24 protein-coding genes, 1 tRNA gene and 1 pseudogene are annotated in these 21,629 nt (G+C 71.0%); 12 read left to right on the forward strand and 14 right to left on the reverse strand.

Features of this window, described 5'->3' with window-relative positions; genetic code table 11:
• Nucleotides 1-115 precede the first annotated feature (115 nt).
• The 4 genes and pseudogenes from ACBY01_RS03160 to ACBY01_RS03175 form a co-directional block, all read right to left on the reverse strand.
• Nucleotides 116-442 carry a DUF2934 domain-containing protein gene (locus ACBY01_RS03160; RefSeq protein ID WP_416459316.1) on the reverse strand — a complete coding sequence of 109 codons (327 nt, stop codon included), beginning with the start codon at nt 440-442 and terminating at the stop codon, nt 116-118.
• A gap of 67 nt (nt 443-509) precedes the next feature.
• Nucleotides 510-1,367 carry a glucose 1-dehydrogenase gene (locus tag ACBY01_RS03165; protein ID WP_416459357.1) on the reverse strand — a complete coding sequence of 286 codons (858 nt, stop codon included), beginning with the start codon at nt 1,365-1,367 and terminating at the stop codon, nt 510-512.
• A 90-nt stretch (nt 1,368-1,457) separates the two neighbouring features.
• A pseudogene (locus ACBY01_RS03170) lies at nt 1,458-1,871 on the reverse strand (Mut7-C RNAse domain-containing protein); the annotation flags it as partial.
• Nucleotides 1,872-1,887: 16 nt separating this feature from the next.
• Nucleotides 1,888-2,199, reverse strand: a complete 312-nt coding sequence (locus ACBY01_RS03175) for a DUF6496 domain-containing protein (protein ID WP_416459317.1) — start codon at nt 2,197-2,199, stop codon at nt 1,888-1,890.
• 78 nt (nt 2,200-2,277) lie between these two features.
• Between ACBY01_RS03175 and ACBY01_RS03180 the strand changes: the two genes are divergently transcribed.
• Complete coding sequence (locus ACBY01_RS03180) at nt 2,278-2,673, forward strand: hypothetical protein (protein WP_416459318.1); 396 nt, start codon at nt 2,278-2,280, stop codon at nt 2,671-2,673.
• An 8-nt stretch (nt 2,674-2,681) separates the two neighbouring features.
• Here ACBY01_RS03180 and ACBY01_RS03185 read toward each other — a convergent pair whose 3' ends face one another.
• Complete coding sequence (locus tag ACBY01_RS03185) at nt 2,682-3,038, reverse strand: hypothetical protein (RefSeq protein ID WP_416459319.1); 357 nt, start codon at nt 3,036-3,038, stop codon at nt 2,682-2,684.
• 153 nt (nt 3,039-3,191) lie between these two features.
• Between ACBY01_RS03185 and glpX the strand changes: the two genes are divergently transcribed.
• The 5 genes from glpX (at nt 3,192) to ACBY01_RS03210 (ending at nt 8,620) form a co-directional block, all read left to right on the forward strand.
• Nucleotides 3,192-4,157, forward strand: coding sequence for a class II fructose-bisphosphatase (gene glpX, locus ACBY01_RS03190; RefSeq protein WP_416459320.1), 966 nt, complete (start codon nt 3,192-3,194; stop codon nt 4,155-4,157).
• The gene (locus tag ACBY01_RS03195) at nt 4,154-4,903 is read left to right on the forward strand and encodes a CPBP family intramembrane glutamic endopeptidase (RefSeq protein WP_416459321.1); all 750 of its coding nucleotides are present in this window, start codon (nt 4,154-4,156) and stop codon (nt 4,901-4,903) included. The genes glpX and ACBY01_RS03195 overlap by 4 nt, the downstream gene beginning before the upstream one ends.
• Nucleotides 4,904-4,950: 47 nt before the next feature.
• Nucleotides 4,951-6,837, forward strand: a complete 1,887-nt coding sequence (locus ACBY01_RS03200) for a CocE/NonD family hydrolase (protein WP_416459322.1) — start codon at nt 4,951-4,953, stop codon at nt 6,835-6,837.
• A 258-nt stretch (nt 6,838-7,095) separates the two neighbouring features.
• Entirely contained in the window at nt 7,096-8,019 is a 924-nt protein-coding gene (locus ACBY01_RS03205) for an XdhC family protein (RefSeq protein WP_416459323.1), read from the forward strand.
• Nucleotides 8,006-8,620 carry a nucleotidyltransferase family protein gene (locus ACBY01_RS03210; RefSeq protein WP_416459324.1) on the forward strand — a complete coding sequence of 205 codons (615 nt, stop codon included), beginning with the start codon at nt 8,006-8,008 and terminating at the stop codon, nt 8,618-8,620. Before ACBY01_RS03205 ends, ACBY01_RS03210 begins: the two co-directional genes overlap by 14 nt.
• Here ACBY01_RS03210 and ACBY01_RS03215 read toward each other — a convergent pair.
• The 5 genes from ACBY01_RS03215 to ACBY01_RS03235 all read right to left on the reverse strand — a co-directional run bounded on the left by ACBY01_RS03215 (nt 8,589) and on the right by ACBY01_RS03235 (nt 15,191).
• Nucleotides 8,589-9,797 carry an ABC transporter permease gene (locus tag ACBY01_RS03215; RefSeq protein ID WP_416459325.1) on the reverse strand — a complete coding sequence of 403 codons (1,209 nt, stop codon included), beginning with the start codon at nt 9,795-9,797 and terminating at the stop codon, nt 8,589-8,591. The genes ACBY01_RS03210 and ACBY01_RS03215 overlap by 32 nt on opposite strands.
• Nucleotides 9,797-10,522 (reverse strand): ABC transporter ATP-binding protein, encoded by a 726-nt coding sequence (locus ACBY01_RS03220; RefSeq protein WP_416459326.1) that lies wholly within the window; start codon nt 10,520-10,522, stop codon nt 9,797-9,799. The genes ACBY01_RS03215 and ACBY01_RS03220 overlap by 1 nt, the downstream gene beginning before the upstream one ends.
• Entirely contained in the window at nt 10,512-11,912 is a 1,401-nt protein-coding gene (locus ACBY01_RS03225) for an efflux RND transporter periplasmic adaptor subunit (RefSeq protein WP_416459327.1), read from the reverse strand. The genes ACBY01_RS03220 and ACBY01_RS03225 overlap by 11 nt, the downstream gene beginning before the upstream one ends.
• A complete protein-coding gene (locus tag ACBY01_RS03230) occupies nt 11,912-13,432 on the reverse strand; it encodes an efflux transporter outer membrane subunit (protein ID WP_416459328.1) in 1,521 nt (506 codons plus the stop codon). The genes ACBY01_RS03225 and ACBY01_RS03230 overlap by 1 nt, the downstream gene beginning before the upstream one ends.
• Before the next feature lie 112 nt (nt 13,433-13,544).
• Nucleotides 13,545-15,191: a peptide MFS transporter gene (locus ACBY01_RS03235; protein WP_416459329.1), complete on the reverse strand. Its 1,647-nt coding sequence runs from the start codon at nt 15,189-15,191 to the stop codon at nt 13,545-13,547.
• Between the two features lie 111 nt (nt 15,192-15,302).
• On the opposite strand from ACBY01_RS03235, the gene ACBY01_RS03240 reads away from it, so the two are divergent.
• The 4 genes from ACBY01_RS03240 to ACBY01_RS03255 are packed head-to-tail and all read left to right on the forward strand — an operon-like array spanning nt 15,303 to nt 17,550.
• Entirely contained in the window at nt 15,303-15,884 is a 582-nt protein-coding gene (locus ACBY01_RS03240) for a nitroreductase family protein (RefSeq protein WP_416459330.1), read from the forward strand.
• Nucleotides 15,885-15,934: 50 nt separating this feature from the next.
• Complete coding sequence (locus tag ACBY01_RS03245; protein ID WP_416459331.1) at nt 15,935-16,291, forward strand: GntR family transcriptional regulator; 357 nt, start codon at nt 15,935-15,937, stop codon at nt 16,289-16,291.
• 57 nt (nt 16,292-16,348) lie between these two features.
• On the forward strand, nt 16,349-16,570 hold the full coding sequence (locus ACBY01_RS03250) for a hypothetical protein (RefSeq protein ID WP_416459332.1): 222 nt from the start codon (nt 16,349-16,351) through the stop codon (nt 16,568-16,570).
• Nucleotides 16,571-16,608: 38 nt separating this feature from the next.
• A complete protein-coding gene (locus ACBY01_RS03255; protein WP_416459333.1) occupies nt 16,609-17,550 on the forward strand; it encodes an L-threonylcarbamoyladenylate synthase in 942 nt (313 codons plus the stop codon).
• Nucleotides 17,551-17,699: 149 nt separating this feature from the next.
• Here the strand turns inward: ACBY01_RS03255 and msrA are convergent, their stop codons facing one another.
• Nucleotides 17,700-18,248 carry a peptide-methionine (S)-S-oxide reductase MsrA gene (msrA, locus tag ACBY01_RS03260; RefSeq protein WP_416459334.1) on the reverse strand — a complete coding sequence of 183 codons (549 nt, stop codon included), beginning with the start codon at nt 18,246-18,248 and terminating at the stop codon, nt 17,700-17,702.
• A gap of 166 nt (nt 18,249-18,414) precedes the next feature.
• Between msrA and galE the strand changes: the two genes are divergently transcribed.
• Nucleotides 18,415-19,410, forward strand: a complete 996-nt coding sequence (gene galE / locus ACBY01_RS03265) for a UDP-glucose 4-epimerase GalE (protein WP_416459335.1) — start codon at nt 18,415-18,417, stop codon at nt 19,408-19,410.
• On the opposite strand, the gene ACBY01_RS03270 is transcribed toward galE, so the two are convergent.
• The 3 genes from ACBY01_RS03270 to folK all read right to left on the reverse strand — a co-directional run bounded on the left by ACBY01_RS03270 (nt 19,393) and on the right by folK (nt 20,871).
• Entirely contained in the window at nt 19,393-20,121 is a 729-nt protein-coding gene (locus ACBY01_RS03270) for a phosphatase PAP2 family protein (RefSeq protein ID WP_416459336.1), read from the reverse strand. The two genes, galE and ACBY01_RS03270, sit on opposite strands and share 18 nt — an antisense overlap.
• Nucleotides 20,122-20,288: 167 nt before the next feature.
• Nucleotides 20,289-20,364 (reverse strand) — tRNA-Lys (locus ACBY01_RS03275).
• Between the two features lie 12 nt (nt 20,365-20,376).
• Complete coding sequence (gene folK, locus ACBY01_RS03280; RefSeq protein WP_416459337.1) at nt 20,377-20,871, reverse strand: 2-amino-4-hydroxy-6-hydroxymethyldihydropteridine diphosphokinase; 495 nt, start codon at nt 20,869-20,871, stop codon at nt 20,377-20,379.
• A gap of 23 nt (nt 20,872-20,894) precedes the next feature.
• Here folK and ACBY01_RS03285 point away from each other — a divergent pair, with 23 nt between their 5' ends.
• A complete protein-coding gene (locus tag ACBY01_RS03285) occupies nt 20,895-21,557 on the forward strand; it encodes a uracil-DNA glycosylase (RefSeq protein WP_416459338.1) in 663 nt (220 codons plus the stop codon).
• The last annotated feature ends 72 nt before the right edge of the window (nt 21,558-21,629 follow it).

Below are 21,629 nucleotides of genomic sequence, written 5' to 3' on the forward strand. Positions count from 1 at the left end.
CGGCCACGACGCATCGTTCCCGCCCGCCGCGACGATTGCGACGGGACGTCCGGACATCACCACCGATGCGGGAAAAGGGCCCGCCGGCGACAGCGTCGCGGGCGGGCGGGGCGGATCAGCCCTTGGTCTTGGCCGGCTTGCGCTTGGCCGGTGCGGCGGCGGGCTTTGCCGCAACCTTGGCGCGCGGGGCCGGCTTGGTCTTGGCAGCCTCGCCGGCAGTGGCCGCCGGTTCGACCGGGCTCGCCGCCTTGGTCGCGGCGGCGCGGCGGGCGCGCGGCTTCTTGGGCGCGGGTGTTACCTCCGCATCGGTCGAGGCGGCCGCCTGGGCGTCGACCTCGCGCGTGGCGTCATCCCAGTGGCGCTCGTGATGGCCCTCGGGCTCCCCTTCCTGCTGCCACAAGGCATGGGCACGCTCCCGGATACGCTGCTCTCGTTCGTTCACCGTCACTCTCCATTGCCCGGCCGGAGCCCGGGTCTCTGCCGCAAAGATGCCCCGCCCGAAAGGGGGCTCACAAAATCGGTTTGCCGCCGGTCACCGCGACCGTGGCGCCGGAGACGTAGCTCGCTTCCTGGCTGGCGAGCATCACATAGATTGGTGCGAGCTCCGCCGGCTGGCCGGCGCGGCCCATCGGCACGTCCTTGCCGAGGTTCGCGACCTGCTCGGGCCGCATGGTGGCGGGGATCAGCGGCGTCCACACGGGGCCGGGCGCCACGCAGTTGGCGCGGATGCCCTGTTCGGCGAGCAGCTGCGACAGCCCGGCGGTAAAGTTCTGGATCGCACCCTTGGTGGTCGCGTAGGCGAGCAGCGTGGGCTTGGGCGTGTCGGCGTTGACCGAGGTCGTGTTGATGATCGCCGACCTCGGCTGCATGTGCGGCACCGCCGCCTTGGTCAGATAGAACATCGCATGGATGTTGATGCGGAAGGTCTTGTCCCACTCCTCGTCCGGGATGTCGGTGATCGCGTCGAACGTCTTCTGGTGGGCGGCGTTGTTGACCAGGATGTCGATCCCGCCGAACGCCTCGACCGCCTTGTCGACGATCGCGCGGCAGTGCGCGGGGTCGCCGATGTCGCCGGGCACCAGCACCGCCTTGCGGCCGGCCTCCTCCACCAGCCGGGCGGTATCCTGCGCGTCCGCGTCCTCGTCGAGGTAGGAGATCAGCACGTCCGCTCCCTCGCGCGCGAAGGCGATCGCGACGGCGCGGCCGATGCCGCTGTCGCCGCCGGTGAGGATCGCGCGGCGCCCGTGCAGCCGGCCCGATCCGCGATAGCTCGTCTCGCCGTGGTCGGGGCGCGGGTCCATGTCCGCGATCGTTCCCGGCGGCGTCTGCTGCTGTTCCGGCTGCGGCGGCGTGGGGCGGTCGGTCATGGGGTCTCCTTCGCTTCGCGAACGGCCGACCGCCGAGCAGGGTTCCGCCGGCGGGTTCGCCGCCCGCCAGCGTTCGAGCCGGGCGGTCATCCGCCGGACATGGCTGCCCGGCCAATATACCCGTCCACACGCCGGGCACGCGCGGAACGGGCCGGGCAGCGCGCGGGTCTCCGCCGCGAGCGCCGCAACCGCAGCAGGGACCGCCGGCGCGAGCGGCGTATTGTCGACCAGGCAGCGGGTGAAGGGTGCGTGCAGCCAGTCGATCCCCAGCCGCCCGGCGACGAACGCCGCCTGTGCCTCGGCCAATTGCGGCACCAGCACCCCGCCGGCACGGGCAAGCGCGCGGTCGCGGGTCAGCAGCGTGCGTCCCTCTCGCCGGGCCGTCTCGAGCAGCGCGGCGTCTGGTGTGCCGGTGGGCGCCAGCGCGGCGTCGTGGCCGGCGGTGCGCAGCCAGCGGGCGAGCCCGGCCAGCATCTCGTCGCACAGCAGCCGCGGCGGCGGCATGGTCGGCGGCCGGCGGTCAGCCGACGGCCTTCTCCAGCTCGGCCTTGGTCATCTTGGAGCGGCCGGGGACGTCCTGCTGCTTCGCCTTTGCGTACAGCTCGGCCTTGGTCGGGCCTGCGCCCGCCTCCTGCCGCTTGGTCTTGGCGAGCCGGCGCCGGTTCTCCGCCGGGCTCTGCTGGTTGGAGGCGCCCGCCTCGCTCAGGCCGATCGCCACCGCCTGCTTGCGGCTCTTGACCTTGCGTCCGGAGCCGGACTCGAGCTCGCCTTCCTTGAACTCGTGCATGACCCGTTCCATCGTGTCCTTCTGGGCCTTGCTCTGCTTCGCCATGATCGTGTCTCCGACGGAGGGAACGCGCGAACGGCGCCGCGCGCTCGGACCGGCGGACAACGCGCCAGGAGACGCAAAGTGACGGAGCGGCAGGAAGGCGACGGGTCGGTGGTCGGATGGAAGCTCGATCCCGTCGATCGCGCGATGCTGCTCGGCCGGTTCCCACCGCGCTGGCCCGACGTGGTCGCCGATCACGTCACGCTGCGTTCCGGCACCGGCCGCGACACGCCGCTTCCCGTCGAGACGGCGGGCGAGGTGGTCGGCTGGGTCGACGACGGCGCGGGGCTGCAGGCGCTGGTGGTGGCGATCGGCGGCACCACCGACCGCGCCGACGGCAGCCGCTATCACATCACCTGGTCGCTCGATCGCGCGGCGGGGCGCAAGCCGGTGCAGAGCAACGCCGTGCTCGCCGAACGCGGCTGGCAGCGACTCGACGCGCCGATCCCGATCCGGCTGCGGCCGGCGCGCTTCTAGCGGCGCCGCTAGGGTGCGAGCGGGCGGGGTCTGGAGACGCCGACACCGTTGCTGTTCACGGTCGCGGTCGCGCCGAACATGCCGCAGCCTTCGAAGGAGGTCTGCAGGCCGCAGGCGAGCGCCGGCATCTTGACCAGCCGGTTCCGCTCCGAGATCGCATCGACGATCTTCGGGTCGCCCGGCGTCGGCTCCAGGATGGGGACGCGGAAGCGATCGGCATCGCGCAGCGCGCAGACCGTCACCTCGTTCTCCGCCTCGGACCGTTCGCAGCGATACTCCGCGCGGGTCGCGTTGCGGTAGCGTGTCAGCGCCGTTTCGGCAGCGCCTTGCTGCGCCATCACCACCAGCAGCAGATCGAACGGCATCGGCACCTCCAAGGCGCAGGGTCGGGGTCGGTGCGATACTGCCCGATCCGGCGCCAAACGCCAGCCCTCTTGCCCGCGCCCGCCCACTCGCTCGACATTGCGCACCGGCTCCCCTATCGCCGCCGGATCATCACAGGGAGCAGAAGCACCGCCATGCAGACCGCCAGCAAGGTTCTCGATCGTGTCCTCGTGCTGGAGATGGTCCGCGTGACCGAGGCTGCCGCCGTCGCCGCCTCGACGCTCGTCGGCCGCGGCGACGAAAAGGCCGCCGATGCCGCCGCGGTCGAGGCGATGCGCGAGGCGCTGAACGGCCTCGACATGGACGGCACCGTCGTGATCGGCGAGGGCGAGCGCGACGAGGCGCCGATGCTGTTCATCGGCGAGAAGGTCGGCACCGGCCAAGGGCCGTCGATCGACATCGCGCTCGATCCGCTCGAAGGCACCACCATCTGTGCCAAGGCAGGGCCGAACAGCCTCGCGGTGCTGGCGATCGCCGAGCAAGGCGGGCTGCTCAACGCCCCCGACGTCTACATGGAAAAGATCGCGGTCGGCCCCGGCTATCCCGCCGGCGTGATCGACCTCGACCGGTCGCCGACGCAGAACGTCGAGGCGATCGCCGCGGCCAAGGGCGTGAAGCCCAGCGACATCATCGCTTGCGTGCTCGACCGTCCGCGTCACGAGGCGCTGATCGCCGAATTGCGTGCGATCGGCTGCGGCGTGGTGCTGATCGGCGACGGCGACGTTGCGGGGGTGATCGCGACCAGCGATCCCGACACCACCATCGACGTCTACATGGGCATCGGCGGCGCGCCCGAGGGCGTGCTCGCCTGCGCGGCGCTGCGCTGCGTCGGCGGCCAGTTCAAGGGCCGGCTGCTGTTCCGCAACGACGACGAGCGCGCGCGTGCCGCCAAATGGGGCGTGACCGACCTCGACAAGCAGTACGACCTGACCGAGCTCGCGCGCGGCGACTGCATCTTCGCGGCGACCGGCGTTACCGACGGTTCGCTGCTCGCCGGCGTCAAGCGCATGCGCGGCAAGATGACGACCGAAAGCGTGGTGATGCGCGCCAGCTCCGGCACGGTGCGCTGGGTCAAGGGCGAGCACCGCATCGACGCATGACCGCCGCGCTGCTCGCGCTGGCGCTCGCGAGCTACGGCTGGTTCCTGAAGGGTGAGGCGCTGCGGCGGCGCTGGGGCGGCGCGCCGGCTCCCGGCTCGCGCACCGCTCGTTTCCGCCGCTGGATCGTGCGGGCGGGGCTGTCGTTCGGGTTCGTGTCGCTGCTCGCGCTGGCGCTGCTCGGGCGGCTGGAGGCGTTTTGGGCGCTTCCGCACGAGTTCGACGCGCTTGCGGCCGCGAGCCGGATGGCGCTGCTGGGGCGGGAGGTCGCGCCCGGCAATCCCGGCCGGCTCGCCGCCGCCGTTGCGGGCGGGCTGGGCGGCGGCGCGCTCGTCGGGCTGTCGATCGCGACGTGGCGGCGACGGCGCGGCAAGGGCGACCTGCGCATCGGCCAGATCGGCGCGCTGCTGCCGCGTACCCGCGGCGAGCTGGGCTGGGGCGGGGGAATCGCGATCACCGCCGGGATCGTGGAGGAAGCCTATTTCCGCCTGCTGCTGCCGCTGCTGATCGCCGGGGCGACCGGCAGCGCGCTCGGCGGGTTCGTGGTCGCGACGCTGCTGTTCGGGCTGGCGCACGGCTATCAGCGGATCTGGGGCATGGTGGCGACGACGCTCGTCGGGGCGCTGTTCGCGGCGCTCTACCTCTATTCCGGTGCGCTGTGGCTGGCGATGCTGGCGCATGGGCTGCTCGACCTCAACAGCCTGGTGCTGCGTCCCGCCTTCGCCGGCGCCTGGCGCGTGCGGCATTGACAAGCCCGCCCCGCGCGCCCGACCAACGGCGCGAACGGAGGGCGGACATGCGACACGGGATGTTGGCAGGGGCGGGGGCAGGGCTGGCGATGCTGCTGGCGAGCGCGGCGGCGGTGGCGGGCGCGCGAGTGCCGGTGCAGGCCGCCCCGGCGGAGACGCCGACGGCGCGCTACAGCTACCAACAGGTGATGGTGCCGATGCGCGACGGCACCCGGCTGCAGACGGTGATCCGCCGCCCGCTCGGCAAGCAGGGGCCGCTGCCGATCCTGCTCACCCGCACCCCCTATGGCGTGCCGCCGGCCAGCGCGGTCGGGCCGCAGCGCGGCATGGAGTTCCTGGAAGCGGACGGCTACATCCTCGTCACCCAGAACATGCGCGGCCGCTTCGAAAGCGAAGGCACGTTCACCATGTCGATGGCGCTCCAGCCCGAGGGGGCCAAGGGCAGCGACGCTACCGATGAATCCACCGACGCCTATGACACGATCGACTGGCTGGTGAAGCACGTGCCCGCCAACAACGGCCGCGTCGGCATGACCGGCGTGTCCTATCCCGGCTATGCCGCGGCGATCGCGCTCGCCAACCCGCACCCCGCGCTCAAGGCGACCAGCCCTCAGGCGGCGTGGAACGACTGGTGGATCAACGACGATCTCCACCGCTACGGCGCGATGCGGCTCTCCTACGCGACCGACTGGCTCTACCCGCTGCAGAACAACAAGCAGGGGGAGGACTTCGACTATGGCGGCGCCTACGACACCTACGAGTGGTTCCTGAAGCTCGGGCCGGTCGAAAACCTCGACACGCAACACTTCAAGGGCAGCGTGCCGCGCGTCACCGAAATGATCGAGCATCCGGACTACGACGCCTTCTGGAAGGACCAGCACTGGACCGACCGCCTCGGCCGCACGACCGTGCCGACGCTCCACGTCGCCGGCTTCTGGGACCAGGAAGACCCGCTCGGCAGCTGGAAGATCTACGAGAAGATGGAGGCCGACGATCCGGCCGGCAACAACATGATCGTCGCCGGCCCCTGGGCGCACGGCACCTGGCGCACCGCCGGCGACGATATGGGCCATTTCCCCATTCCGGGCACCAGCGGCACCGATTTCCGCCGCGACATCGAGGCGCCGTTCTTCCGCTACTGGCTGCACGGCAAGGGTACGAAGCCCAGCTTCGAGGCGAAGATGTTCCAGTCGGGCAGCTGGACGTGGAAGAGCTATGCGAAGTGGCCGGCGCCGGGCGCTACCCAGACGGCGCTCTACTTGCGCGCCGACGGCACGCTGTCGTTCGATGGGGCAGGGGCGGCCGGGCAGTGCCGCGACTTCGTGTCCGATCCCGCCAACCCCGTGCCGTTCCGCGAGCGGCCGATCTCGCCCACCTATCCCTCGCTCGAATGGCGGTGGTGGGAGGCGGCGGACCAGCGTTTCGTCGAGAACCGCCCCGACGTGCTCAGCTGGACGAGCGCGCCGCTGGAACAGGACCTGACCGTGACGGGCGAGGTGGCGGCGACGCTGATGGCCTCGACTTCGGGCACCGACAGCGACATGGTGGTCAAGCTGATCGACGTGTACCCCGACGATGCCGAACCCGTGCCTTCGCCGGCGCAGATGGGTAACTACGGGAAGTCGCGCAACGGCTATCGCCTGCCGATCGCGATGGAGGTGCGCCGCGGCCGCTGGCTCGACAGCTTCGAGACGGCCAAGCCGCTCGTCCCCGACCAGGTGCGCGCCTGGGACGTGCCGCTGCGCGACCACGACCATGTCTTCAAGGCCGGGCACCGCATCATGGTGCAGGTCCAGTCGAGCTGGTTTCCGGTGATCGACCGCAACCCGCAGAGCTTCGTGCCCAACATCACCAAGGCCAAGCCGGAGGACTTCGTGAAGGCGACGCAGCGCGTGTGCACCGGCAGCAAGGTGACGCTGCCGGTGATGCGATAGGGCTCCGCGTGGCGTTCGTGGAAGGCGCGCAACGCCCCCTCCCGTCATCCTGACGGAAGTCAGGATCCATTGCCGCTCCGCCCGAAAGCGCAAGCGTAGCGCGAATGGATGCTGACTTCCGTCAGCATGACGAGAACCGGGTGGGCGGGACGCGAGGGCCCCGCGAACACCTGGGCCCCGTTGCGGTGATCTCCCGTTCCATCGCGCGCCGAAGCCGCCCCGATTGCGTCGCGCACGCGTATCTGCGACGCACATCGCATGGCCGATAACGACAGCGTCCTTTCCGCAGCCCGCGCGTGGCAGGGCGAGCCGCTCGCGCTCGCGACCGTGACCTCCACCTGGGGCTCCGCGCCCCGCCCGCGCGGCAGCCACATGCTGGTCCACGCCGACGGGCGGTTCGAGGGGTCGGTATCGGGCGGCTGCGTCGAAAGCGACATCCTCGCGACCGCTGCCGAGGTGATCGCGGGCGGCCCGTTCCAGCGCAAGCGCTACGGCGTCGCCGATGCCGCGGCGTGGGAAGTGGGGCTGCCGTGCGGCGGCGAGATCGAGGTGATGGTCCAGCCGGTCTCCGCCACCGGCTTCGATCCCGAGCTGTTCGACCGCATCGCCGAGGCGCGCGATCGCGGCGACACGCTGGTGGTGGAGACCGATCTCGCCACCGGCCACAGCACGCTCCGCGACGAGGGTACGGGCGAGGTGTTCCGCAACCGCTACGATCCGCCGCGCCGGCTGCTGATCGTCGGCGCGGTGCAGATCGCGCAGGCGCTCGCCGCGCTCGCCGGCACGCTCGGCATCGCCACGGTGGTGATCGACCCTCGCGCACGCTTCCTGACCGAAGAACGCTTCCCCGGGGTGACGCTCGACGATCGCTGGCCGGACGAGGCGATCGCGGCGCTCCGGCCCGATCCCGCGACCGCGATCGTGACGCTCAGCCACGACATCAAGATCGACGACCCGGCGCTCACCGCGGCGCTCGCCAGCCCCGCCGCCTATGTCGGCGCGCTGGGATCGACGCGCAGCCACGCCGCGCGGCTTGAGCGGTTGGCCGAGGCGGGGATGACACCGGACGCGCTGGCGCGGATCGACGGCCCCGTCGGCCTGTCGATCGGCGCGATCGGTCCTTCGGAGATCGCGCTGTCGATCGCCGCCGCCATGGTGCAGGCGTTCCATGATCCGCGCTGAGGACACCGCGCTGGTGCTGCTCGCCGCCGGCCGCTCGCTGCGGTTCGGCGAGGCCGACAAGCTCGTCGAGCCCTTTCTCGACAAGCCGCTCGCCTATCATGTCGTCACCGCGCTGGAGGCGGTGCCGTTCCACTGCCGGGTGGCGGTGGTATGCCACACCAGCCTCGACTTCGCGTCGCGCGGCTACACCGTCATCGAGAATCCGACGCCCGAAGACGGCCAGGCGAGCTCGGTCCGGCTGGGCGTGCAGGCCGCGCTCGACCAGGGCGCATCGGCGGTGCTGATCGCGCTCGCCGACATGCCGCGGGTGACCGCCACCCATGTCTACCGGCTGCTCGACTATGCCGAGGGGCCCGATGCGGTGATCGCGTCGAGTAACGGCGTCCATCCGACGCCGCCGGCGCTGTTCGGTGCCAACCACTTCCCCGAGCTGCTGCGCTGCTGCGGCGACGAGGGGGCGCGGGCGCTGGTGCGCGGCGGCCACCACGTCATCACCCGCGCCGACGAGCTGCTCGACATCGACACGCCCGAGGACCTCGCGGCGCTGCGCGCGACCTACGCGCTCCGGCCTACTCGTGCCGGAGCGCGTCGATCGGATTGAGCGCGGCGGCGCGTCGTGCCGGGAAATAGCCGAACACCACCCCGATCAACGCCGCAATCGCGAAAGCGATCGCGTTGATCTGCGGCTCGAACAGATAGGGCACCTGCATCACCGGCGCGAGCGCCAGCACCGTCAGCTGTGCGATCACCAGCCCGGCGAGGCCGCCCAGGCACGACAGCGCGATCGCCTCGACCAGGAACTGCATCAGCACCTCGCGCGCCACCGCGCCGATCGCCAGGCGGATGCCGATCTCGCGCGTGCGCTCGGTGACCGATACCAGCATGATGTTCATGATGCCGATCCCGCCGACGACGAGGCTGATCGCCGCCACCGCGGTGACGATCCCGGTCAGCAGCGTGGTGGTGCCGGTCAGCGTTGCGGAGATCTGCGCGGTGTCGAAGATGTTGAAATCATCCTCCTTGCCGCCGCTGATGTTGCGCCGTTCGCGCAGCAGGTCGCTGATCGAGGCCTGCACCGTGGCGCTGTCGTACGCCTGATCCACGCCGACCAGCATCAGCCGGACGTCGCGGCTGCCGGTGAAGCGGCGCTGGACCGTCTTGATTGGCATGATGACGACATCGTCTTGGTCGCCGCCGAACCCGGCCTGGCCGCGCGTCGACAGCGTGCCGATCACGTCGCACGAGACGTTGCCGATGCGGAAGCGATGGCCCACCGCCTCGCCGCCGCGGAACAGGTTCTGGCGCACCGTATTGCCGATGATGCAGACCGCCTTGCCCGCCTGTTCCTCGGGCGGCAGGAAGGTGCGGCCGGCGGTCAGCGTCCACGGCTGCACCTGGAAATAGCCGTTGGTGGTGCCGTTGATCGTCGTCGACCAGTTGGCGCCGTTGTAGATCGCGGTGGCGCTCGCCTGCGCTTGCGGGGCGACCGCCGTCACGCCGGCGACCTGCTCGCGGATCGCGTCGACGTCGGCTTCCTCGAAATCGGGCGGGCGCGGCCCGCCGCCGCCGCGGCCGAAGCCCTGGCCCGGGCGGATCTGGAGGATGTTGGTGCCCAGCGCCGCGATCTGCGACTGCACGGCAGAGGTCGTCGCCTTGCCCAGCGTCACCATCGTGACCACCGCGGCGACGCCGATGATGATGCCCAGCGTCGTCAGGAACGAGCGCAGCTTGTGGCGCAGGATCGAGCGGACCGCGAGCAGGAGGGTGGTGCCCAGCATCAGCCGACGGCCTCGCCCTGGTGGTGGTTGCGGTCGACGCGCTCGACCAGTCCGTCCTTGAAATGGACGACGGTGCGCGCGAACGCGGCCATGTCGGGCTCGTGGGTGACCATCAAGACGGTGATGCCGCTCTGGACGTTCAGTTCGGTGAGCAGTTGCATGATCTCCACCGACCGCTCGGAATCGAGGTTGCCGGTCGGTTCGTCGGCGAGCAGCACGTCGGGCTGGGTGACGATCGCGCGGGCGATGGCGACGCGCTGCTGCTGGCCGCCCGAAAGCTCGGCGGGCGTATGGTCCCACCACGGGTCGAGCCCGACCTTGGCGAGCGCGGCCATCGCCGCCTCGCGCCGCTCCCCCTTGGCATCGCCGCGATAGAGCAGCGGCAGCTCGACGTTTTCGAGCGCGCTGGTGCGGGCGAGCAGGTTGAACCCCTGGAAGACGAAGCCCAGGTAGCGCCGCCGCAGCAGCGCGCGCTGGTCGCGGCCGAGCGTCTCGACATGCTGGCCGCGAAACAGGAAGGTCCCGGCCGACGGCACGTCGAGGCAGCCGAGGATGTTCATCGTCGTCGACTTGCCCGACCCCGACGGGCCCATGACGGCGACGAAGTCCCCGGCGGCGATGTCGAGGTCGACGCCCTTCAGCGCCTGGAACTGGGTCGCGCCCTCGCCATAGACCTTGGTAACGCCGCGCAGGCGGATCAGCGGCTCGGCCGCGTCACTGGCCACGCTGGCCTCCGCCGCCGCGCTGCCCGCCCGAGCTGCCGCCACCCGCCGGCGCGGTCTGCCCGGCCGCCAGCTGGCCGGTGATGACCTTCATCCCCGGCTTGAGCCCGCCGCCGATCACCTCGGTCACCTGGCCGTTGGTGTTGCCGGTGGTGATCTGTACGGGCTGCGGCGTGCCGTCGCCGCCCAGCACATAGACGGTCTGCTGACCGTTGCGGTGGCCGGTCGCGCTCTTCTCCGCACCGCCGCCGCCGCGCCGACGCGGCCCCGGCAGCAGCGCGCCGGTGATGCCGCCGCGGCCGCTGTCGCCCGACCCCGCGGTCTCGGTCGTCGGCGTGAAGCGCAGCGCGGCGTTCGGCACCAGCAGCGCCTGCGGCCGCTCGACGGTGACGATCTCAGCGGTCGCGGTCATGCCCGGACGCAGCTTGAGCTCGGGATTCTCGACGCTCAGCGTCGCGGCATAGGAGACGACCTGCCCGGTGGTGCTGGTGGTTGTGCTCGTCGACGACGAGCTTGAGCTGGTGGTCAGGTTCGACCCAAGATCGACGCGGGTGATCCGCGCCGGGAAGGTCTCGCCGGGGAAGGCGTCGACGGTGAAGTCGGCGCGCTGGCCCTCCTTGACCTGGCCGACGTCGGCCTCATCGATCGACACCTCCAGCTTCATCGAGGACAGGTCCTCGGCGATCACGAACAGCGTCGGCGTGTTGAACGACGAGGCGACGGTCTGCCCCGGTTCGATCTGGCGCGCGAGGACGACGCCGTTGACGGGCGAGCGGATGATCGCGCGGGTGCGCTGGGTCTGGTCCGAATTGAGCTGCGCGCGGGCCGAGACGACGTTGGCCTCGGCGGCGCGCACCGCGGCGACGGCGCGCGCGGCGGCGGCGCGCGCGGTTTCCAGCTCGGTCTTGGCCGGCACGCGCCCGCCCGACAGCCGGCTGACTTCCTCCAGCCGCGACAGCTGCGCCTGCGCCTCCTGCTGCGTTGCGCGGGCGGTGGCGACGTCGGCCTGGCGCGCGTTGACCGCCGCCTGGCTCTGCTGGATCGCATCGTCGAGCCGCTCGGGATCGATCAGCGCCAGCGGCTGGCCGGCGGTGACGCGGTCGTTGACGTCGACCACCACCTTGGTGACCAGCCCCGACAGTTCGGAGCCGACCTCGACCTGGTTGGTCGGCGCGAGCTTGCCGGTGGCCGAGACGGTGACGGTCAGTGCGCCGCGCTCGACCGGCTGCGACGCGTAGGAGACGCCCTCCGGCCCGCGGAAGCAGCGCGACAGCGCGAAGATCAGCAGCAGCAGCACGACCGCGACGACGACCCATTTGAGCCGCTGCCGCCAGCGCGGCACCGGCTTGGCGCCGAGGAAGTCGTTGAGTTCGGTGGAGGTGGGTTCGGCCATCAGCGGTCCTGCGGGGTCTGGTCGGTCGGGACGACGGCGGGGAAGCTGCCGGTGATGCGGGGGGCGTCGCGGGTGTCGCCGCTCGGGATCGCGGCGGCGTCCCAGCTGCCACCGAGCGCGGTGAAGAGTTGCACCAGCGCGCTCGCCTGGTCGGCCTGCGCCTGCACAAGGCCGTTGCCCGCCGACAGCAGCGACGCCTCGGCCTGGTTGAGCGTGGTGAAGTCGGTGAGGCCGGCGCGATATTGGCTGCGCGACAGGATCGCGCTCGCCCGCGCCGCGTCGAGCGCCACCGCCAGTTCGCGCGCGCGGCGCTGCGCGGCGTCGAGCGCGACGATCGCGTTCTCGACGTCTTCCAGCGCGGTGAGCACGGTCGTGCGGTAGGTGAGCAGCGCGCCTTGCGCGGCCGCCTCCTGCGCGCGAACCTGCGAGTTCAGCCGTCCGCCGTTGAAGATCGCCTGGGTGAGCCCGGCGAACAGCCCGCCGCTGATCACGTCGGCGAGGTCGCCGAGGCTGGTGGCGTTGGTGGTGATGTTGCCGCTGATCGCAAGCGCCGGATAGAGTTGCGCGCGCGCGACGCCGATCTGCGCGGTCGCGGCCGCCAGGCTGCGTTCGGCGGCGAGGATATCGGGGCGCTGGCGCAGCGTGTCGGCGGGGATGCCGACGCCGATCGGGGTCGCGGCGGCCGGGATCGGGCGGGTCGCCGCCATCGCCGCCTTGAGCGCGCCGGGGGCACGGCCGGTCAGCACGCCCAGCCGCGACACCGCGGAGTTATAGGTGGTTTCGATCGTCGGGATCGTCGCGGCGGTCTGCGCCCGCTGCGCGCGTGCGGTCTCCTGGTCGATCGACGAGACGAGCCCAGCCTGCACGCGGAATCCGGCGATTTCGAGGTTGTCGTCCTGCAGCGCGAGCGAGCTGCGCGCGTTGGCGAGCTGCGCCTGGGCGAGCCGCGCGGTGACGTAGTTGCGCGCGATCTCCGCCTGCTGCGCGATCAGCACCGCGGCATAGTCGAAGCGCGACGCCTCCTCGCTCGCGCGGGTCGCCTCGATGGTGCGGCTCACCCCGCCGAACAGATCGACCTGGTAGCTGGCGTCGCCGCCCAGCGAGAAGCTGTCGCCCGCGCCGCGGCTGATGTTGGTGACGGTGCCGTCGGGCAGCGTCACCGCCGCGCTGCCGCCGCGCACGTTGAAGTTGCGGTTGTAGCCGGCGGAGCCCGACAGCGTCGGCAACAGGCTGGCGCGCGACTGGATCAGCGATTCCCGCGCCTGGCGCAGCCGCACGACGGCTTGCGCGACGTCGAGGTTGCCGGTCGCGGTCTCCGCCACCAGCTGGCTGAGCAGCGGATCGTCGAAGCGCTCCCACCAGCGGGTCAGGTCCGCGCGCCGCTCGGCGTCGGCGGAAACCGAATAGCGGTCCGGCACGCCGAGCTGGGCGGGGGCGGCCGGACGATAGTCGGGCCCGGCCGCGCAGGCCGAGAGGAGGGCGGGGACGGCGAGGAGGACGGGTAGGCGCCGGATCGACATGGCCGCGACCAAAGCGGCGGATCGTTGCGCCGTCCACCCTTTTATTGTCGCAACCTGTATCGCCGGCGACGGGGCGGGGTCGCGGGGCGCCCGCAGGCGCCCCGGTCGCGGATCAGCGGGTCTCGTCGCTGGTGTTGAAGCCGGCGGCCTTGGGCTCGCCGATCTCCTGCTCGCCCGCCAGCGCATGGTCGGGTTCGTCCGACAGCGTGTCGAGGTGCATCAGCCGCTTGATCAGCGGCGACACCAGCAGCACGCCGACGCCGATCGCGATCGTCCACCAGCCGATGGTGTTGTAGACCGCGAGCGTCCCTTCCTTGGTCATCTCGCCGCCTTCGCCGCCGGTCGCCTGGCCGATCTTGCCGGCGACGAACTGGCCGACCGCGGTCATGTAGAACCACGCGCCCATGATCAGGCTGGCCAGCGTCTTGGGCGATAGCCGGTTCATCGCCGACAGGCCGACCGGCGACAGGCAGAGCTCGCCCGAGGTCTGGAACAGGTAGATCAGGAACACGAATAGCACCGGGGTCGCGACCGCCGGGCCGACCGAATTGGCGCCCCACACGAATACCAGGAACGCGAAGCCGACCTGGAGCAGCGCCAGCCCGAACTTGGCCGGCGTCGAGGGCTCCAGCCCGCGCTTGCCGAGCCACACCCACAGCCAGGCGAAGATCGGGCCTAGCAGGACGATGTAGAGCGGATTGATCGATTGGAAGATCGACGCCGGCACGCCGCCGCGATCGACATAGCGGTCGGTGTAGAGGTTGAGCGAACCGCCCGCCTGCTCGAACAGGCCCCAGAACACCGGGTTGAGCGCGATCAGGAACAGCACCACCCACAGCCGGTGGCGCGCCTCGCGATCGACCTTGAACGATTCGTAGATGACGTAGCCGAGCAGCACGACACCGCTGACCGCCAGCAGCACCTCGATCACGTCGCGATACTGGATCAGCGCCCACGCGACCGCGATCGAGGCGAGGCCGAGCGCATAGAGCAGATGCTCGAAGCGCAGCCCGGCGACCTTGCGCGCCAGCGCCGCGGGATTGGGGCTCTCGCCCTTGCCCAGCAGTAGCGGCTTGAAGCCGACGAACACGATCAGGCCCAGCAGCATGCCGATGCCCGCCGCGCCGAAGCCGTAGCTCCAGCCATAGGTTTCGCCCAGCCAGCCGGCCAGGATGGTGCCCAGCGTCGCGCCCACGTTGATGCCGATGTAGAAGATCGTATAGGCGCCGTCGCGGCGGGTGTCGGTGCGCGGATAGAGCTGCCCGACGATCACCGAGATGTTGGCCTTCAGGAAGCCCGAGCCGACGATGATGAAGGCGAGCGCCAGCCAGAAGATGTTGATCGCGCCGCCGCTGTTGCCGCCGCCGTCGCCCTCGAAGCCCATCAGCCCGTGGCCGATGGTCAGCAGGATCGCGCCGAACAGCACCGCCTTGCGCTGGCCCAGATAGCGGTCGGCCAGATAGCCGCCCAGCACCGGCGTGATGTACACCAGGCTGTTGTAGGCGCCGTAGATCAGGTTCGCCTCACCGTCGCTGAACAGCCAGTGCTTGGTGAGGTAGAACACCAACAGCGCGCGCATGCCGTAGTAGGAGAAGCGCTCCCACATCTCGGCGAAGAACAGGACGTACAGGCCCTTGGGGTGTCCCGCGAACTCGGGCTTGCTGCTCAGGGCGACGGAGGCGCCCCCGACCAGCAACACCAACAGAAAGGCAACGGCGATTGCCGGAATGACAGCCACTAGATTCCCCTTTGAAGCCATGACGGCACCGCGGCTTGCCGGGCGCCAGGCGTGCATGGCGCGCGAGACTAGCGGAGAATTGCGGCGTGCCAAGCGGTTGTTGCCCGTCGCCGGGCTCGATAAGGCTCGGCCATGACCTTCAACGACCGTTCCACCCCGCTTTCGCTGCTCGCCACGCGCCGCTCGGGAAAGCCGCGCGAGATGGTGGCGCCGGGCCCCGATCCGGAGCAGATCGACGCGATGCTGGCGCTCGCCGCGCGCACGCCGGATCATGGCAAGCTCGCCCCCTGGCGCTTCGTGGTGGTGCCGGACGAAGCCCGCGCGGCGTTCAACGCGATGCTGGTGGACGCCTATCGCACCGAGAAGCCCAACGCGGGCCGGCTGGAGCTGGAGGCGATGGCGACCTTCGGCGCGCCGGCGCCTGCGCTGGTGGTGGTGCTGTCCTCGCCGCGCCCGGAGAGCCATATCCCGCTGTGGGAGCAGCAGATGTCGGTGGGGGCGGCGACAATGAACCTGCTCCATGCCGCCCATGCGATGGGGTTCGTCGCGAGCTGGATCACGGGCTGGCCCAGCATGTCGCCCACGGTGCGCGACGCGTTCGGCGCCGATCCGGAGCGGATCGTCGGGTTCGTCTTCCTCGGCACCGCCGGCAAGCCGCTCGAGGAGCGGCCGCGCCCCGATCCCGCCGCGCTGGTCACGCGCTGGCAGGGCTGACGGGCAGGGCTGAGGGTGGACGCAGCGGCCGGTTGCTGTATTAACGCAGCATGGCAGCGATCGATCACGACGACAGCCCCGTCTATCTCAAGCTGCGCGCGATCGTCGCCGCCGCGATCCTGCGCGGCGACGTGCGCGCGGGCGAGCAGCTTCCCTCGGTCCGCGCCTTCGCCGCCGAGCAGGGGGCCAATCCGCTGACCGTGGCGAAGGCCTATCAGACGTTTCAGGACGACGGCTATGTCGAGGTGCGGCGCGGGGTCGGCATGTTCGTGCTGCCGGGCGCCGCCGAGCGGCTGCGCCTGGCCGAGCGCGAGCGGTTCCTCGCCGGCACCTGGCCGCGGGTGCGCGAGCAGATCGCGCTGCTCGGGCTCGACCTCCACGATCTGTTCGACCGCGAACCCGCCTGACGCGCGGAACCGGCGCCGACTCGTCGACGTTCTTGCCCGTCGAAACGGGGGAATTCCATGCAGCAGGGCAACATTGGCGGGGAAGGCGGCGGGGTGCTCGGCGCCTCCTATCGCCTGTCGGAGACGAACCATTGCCCCGATTGCGGGCAGACCCAGTGGTTCGTCGGGCGGATGTCCGCCGAATGCGCCGTCTGCCACACCGCGCTGCCGATCAGCGGCGTGCACCGCCTCGCGACCGGGATGACCCGCACCTCGCCCGCTCCGCTGCTCGCCGCCTGACCCTTGCCGGGGCGTGCCCCGCGCGATAGCGCCCGGGCATGTCCGCTGCCATCTCCACGCGCTGCCTGCCCTATGGGCCGGAGGCGATCGCCGACGCCGCGCGCAGCATCGCCGACGGCCAGTGCGTCGCGGTGCCCACCGAAACGGTCTACGGCCTCGCTGCCGACGCCACCGATGCGGCGGCAGTGGCGGGCATCTATGCCGCCAAGGGGCGGCCGAGCTTCAATCCGCTGATCGTACACCTGCCCGATCGCGCCGCCGCCGAGGCGCTGGCGGTGTTCGACGAGCATGCCCGCCGCCTCGCGGACGTCTTCTGGCCGGGCCCGCTGACGCTGGTGCTGCCGCTGCGGGAGGGGGCGCCGATCGCCTCGCTGGTGACCGCCGGCCTGCCGAGCGTCGCCCTGCGCGTGCCGGCGCACCGGGCGATGCAGGCGCTGCTCGCCGCGACGGGAAAGCCGCTTGCCGCACCGTCGGCCAACGCCAGCGGCGGCATCAGCCCGACGCGCGCGGCTCATGTGCTCGCGAGCCTGGACGGGCGCATTCCGCTGGTCCTCGACGACGGGGCGACCGAGCGCGGGCTCGAATCGACGATCCTCGCCTGCACCGATGGCAGCGTGCGGCTGCTTCGTCCCGGCCCGATCGCCGCGGAGCAGGTGGCTGCGATGACCGGCGCGCTGCCGGGCGGTGCGGGCGCGGGGATCGAGGCGCCCGGCCAACTCGCCAGCCATTATGCGCCGGGAAAGCCGGTGCGGCTGGACGCGGCGCAGGCAGCGCCCGACGAGTGGCTGATCGGGTTCGGCGCGGTCGCCGGCGACGACACGCTGTCGGCCGAGGGTGACCTCACCGAGGCCGCGGCACGGCTGTTCGATTGCCTCCACCGCGCCGATGCCGCGGCAGCGCCGCGGATCGCGGTTGCGCCGGTGCCGCGCGGCGGGCTGGGCGTCGCGATCAACGACCGGCTCGCCCGCGCGGCGGTGTAGGCTCTCATTCTCACTGTTCGTTTCGAGTAGCCGCCGAGCTTGTCGAGGCGGCGTATCGAGAAATCGCCTCTCTCGACACGGGCTCTCGACAAGCTCGATCCCTACTCGAGACGAACGGAAGAAGGACGATGAGCCGCTGACTTTCCGCGTCAGGCCGCGGTCGGCGCGGACGCCTTGGATCGCGCCGCGAAGCTCTTGCGCAGCTTTTGCAGCTTGGGCGGGATCACCGCCAGGCAATAGGGGTTCCGCTGGCCTTCGCCTTCCCAATATTCCTGGTGATAGCCCTCGGCCGGATACCATTCGCCGAGCGGCTCGATGGTGGTGACGATCGTGCCGCCGCTCTCGCCGGCGCGCTCGATGCCGGCGCGGGCGCGCGCCTCCTGGTCGGCGTCGTGCGGGAAGATCGCCGAGCGATACTGGGTACCGACGTCGTTGCCCTGGCGGTTGAGCTGCGTCGGGTCGTGCGTCGCGAAGAAGATGTCGAGCAGCGAGTCGTAGTCGATCTGGTCCGCGTCGTAGGTGATGCGGATCGCCTCGGCATGGCCGGTGTCGCCGCCGCACACCTGCTTGTAGGTGGGGTTGGCGACGGTGCCGCCGATATAGCCGCTTTCGACCGACTCCACGCCGATCACGTCGCGGAACACCGCCTCGGTGCACCAGAAACAGCCGCCCGCGAAGGTCGCGACTTCGGTAGCCATACACATCTCCTGAACAAAAGCGCGGGTCCGCCGGGCGGGAATCGGATCGGAAGCGGTGCTTGCCGACGTCCCCGGCCGGCGGGTTCGTCGCCTAGAGATAGGAACGTACTCGCCGGGCACAATCGCCGCTGCTAGGGGCTCGGGCGTCGAAGCGAAGGGAGTGGGCATGCGCGAGGGTTCGGTGCTGGTGACGGGCGGGGCAGGCTATATCGGCAGCCATGCAGTGCTGGCGCTGCTCGACGCCGGCTGGCGCGTGGTGGTGGTCGACAATCTCGTCACCGGCTTCGCCTGGGCGGTCGATCCCCGCGCGACGCTGATCGAGGCGGCGATCGAGGACGACGACGCGGTGCGCGCGGCGATGCGCGAGCACCAGGTAGTGGCGGTGATGCACTTCGCCGGATCGGTGGTGGTGCCCGAATCGGTCAGCGACCCGCTCAAATACTATCGCAACAACACCGCCGCGAGTCGGGCGCTGCTCGAAAGCGCGGTCGTGTGCGGGGTGAAGCACTTCATTTTCTCCTCGACCGCCGCCACCTACGGCATCCCCGATCGGGTACCGATCCGGGAGGACTCGCCCAAGGCGCCGATCAATCCCTATGGCATGTCCAAGCTGATGACCGAGGCGATGCTCCAGGACGTCGCCGCCGCGCATCCGATCAACTATTGCGCGCTGCGCTATTTCAACGTCGCCGGCGCCGACCCGCAGGGCCGATCGGGCCAGTCGACCGCCGGCGCGACCCACCTCATCAAGGTCGCGGTCGAGGCGGCGACCGGCAAGCGCAGCCACGTCTCGGTGTTCGGCACCGACTTCGCGACCGACGACGGCACCGGGGTGCGCGACTATATCCACGTCTCGGACCTGGCGGCGGCGCACGTCCACGCACTCGACCTGCTCGTCGCCGAGCCGGAGCGCAGCCACACGCTCAACTGCGGCTATGGCCGCGGCTATTCGGTCAACCAGGTGCTCGACGCGGTCGATCGCGTCACCAATCGCACGATCGAGCGGCGGATCGAGGGCCGGCGCGCGGGCGATCCCGATGCGCTGGTCGCCGACAATGCCGCGATCCTGGCGGCGCTGCCGTGGCGGCCGCAATACGACGACCTCGACCGCATCGTCGCCGACGCGCTCGGCTGGGAGCGTGCGCTAGCCGAGCGCGGCTGACCTGGCGGTGCGGGCGCTGGCGAGCAGCGTCAGCTCGACCCGCCACCAGCCGAGCGCCCACAGCGCGCCGAAGATCCAGCCGGCGAGCACGTCGCTCGGCCAATGCACGCCCAGGTAGACGCGGCTGATCCCGATCATCCCGACGATCGTCATGGTGGCGACCACCACGAACAGCCGCACGTGCGTCTCGCGGATCATCGGGAAGATCAGCGTCGCGACCGTCAGATAGACGATCGCGCTGTTGGCGCTGTGGCCCGACGGAAAGCTCGACGAGGTCTCGCGCATCAGATGCTCGACCAGATCGGGGCGGGCGCGCTCGAACAGCCGCTTGAGCAGCGACACCGCGCTCGCACCGCCGATCGTCGCCACCAGCGTCAGCGCGGCGGTGCGCCACAGCCGGCGCAGCAGCAGCAAGGTCGTCGCCAGCGCGACCACCAGCGTCAGCACCGTGCCGCTGCCGAGCGCGGTAACGTCGCGCGCGATCGACGGCAGCTTGGGCGGGCCGATCGGCAGGTCGGGATGGCCCGAGACGCGCAGCGCCAGGATCAGCGTGCGGTCGAACGCCAGCGCATCGCCGCGCGCGATCACCGAGGCGAGGAACAGCAGCGCCAGCAGCGCGATCGCGGCGAGCACGCCCGCGACCAGCGGCCACGGACGGCGTGGGGAGGGGCGCAGCTCGGCATGGGTCGACACGAGGGAAGGGGAAGCCATCGCCTGCCTGTCGCAGCGCACGGCCGGCGAGGCAATGGGGCGGCGGTGCAGTGGTCCGCTGCCCTGATCATCATGCCAGCGAAGGCTGGCATCTCCCCGTTACGAAGAGACCCCAGCGTTCGCTGCGGTGACGGAGGGGGATACCGCGAAGGAAACCACCTTGGCGGTGGTGAGCCGTGCTGGGTTCGAACCAGCGACCTACTGATTAAAAGTCAGTTGCTCTACCGACTGAGCTAACGGCCCTCGCCGCGCGCCCTAGGCAGCGTTCGCCGCCGGGTCAACCGCCCTGGCGTGCCGGAGCAGCGCCGCGAGCTGGCGGATGGTGCGTCCGCTCACCGGGTCGCGCCACTCGGGCACCAGCCGGGCGAGCGGGTCGAGCACGAAGCGGCGCTCGCGAAACGCCGGGTGCGGCACGATCAGCCCGGGGCTCGCCCAGGGGCCGCCGGACCACAGAACCAGGTCTAAATCGAGCACCCGCGTGCCCCAGCGCCGCCCGCGCCGCCGGCCGAACCGGCGCTCGATCGCCTTGCAATGCGCCAGCATCTCCGGCGGCAGGAGTGCGCTCTCGACCAGCGCCACCGTGTTGGCATAGCGGCGCAGCGAGGGCCCGAGCGGGGCGCTGCGCATCACCGGCGCCACCGCAACGACCCCGCCGAGCGCGTCGAGCGCGGCCGCGACCTCGCGCTCCGGGCTGCCGTGCCGCCCGGGCCGATTCGAGCCGATCGCGATCGCATAGCTTGCCCTGGCCATGCTGGGGCGCCTACCGCAGCGCCATGTCTGCTGCCAGCCCGCTTCCCGCCACCGAACCCTCCCGCGATTGCCCGCTCTGCCCGCGCCTTGTCGAGTTCCGCACCGCGCTCCGTCAGGAATATCCCGACTGGTGGAACGCGCCGGTGCCGGCGTTCGGCGATCCCGATGCATGGCTCGCGGTGGTGGGCCTCGCGCCCGGCAAGCACGGCGCCAACCGCACCGGCCGGCCGTTCACCGGCGATTATGCCGGTGCGCTGCTCTACGATACGCTCGCCAAGTTCGGGCTGTCGGAAGGCGTGTTCGACGCCCGTCCCGACGACGGGCTCGAACTGAAGGGCGCGGTGCTGATCAACGCGGTGCGCTGCCTGCCGCCCGAGAACAAGCCGACGCCGGAGGAGATCCGCACCTGCCGCCCGTTCCTGGAGGCGCCGATCGCCGCCTTGCCGCGCGTTCGCGTGTTCATCGCGCTGGGCCAGATCGCCCACCAGTCAGCGGTCAAGGCGCTGGGCGGGCGCTTGCCGAAGGCGAAGTTCGGCCACCTCGCCGAGCACCGCATGCCCGACGGCCGCATCCTGATCGATAGCTATCACTGCTCGCGCTACAACCAGAACACCGGCCGGCTGACCCAGCCGATGTTCGAGGCGGTGTTCGCGCGCGCGTTGGAGCTGCGCGACACCGAAGCCTGACGCCACGTTTCGGCGCGCCCGGGCACCATTCCATCGTCCCGCGCGTTCGCTTCCCTGCCACCGGCCGTCGTG

The organism is Sphingomonas mangrovi (genome assembly GCF_047975845.1).
Taxonomy (GTDB): Bacteria; Pseudomonadota; Alphaproteobacteria; order Sphingomonadales; family Sphingomonadaceae; genus Sphingomonas.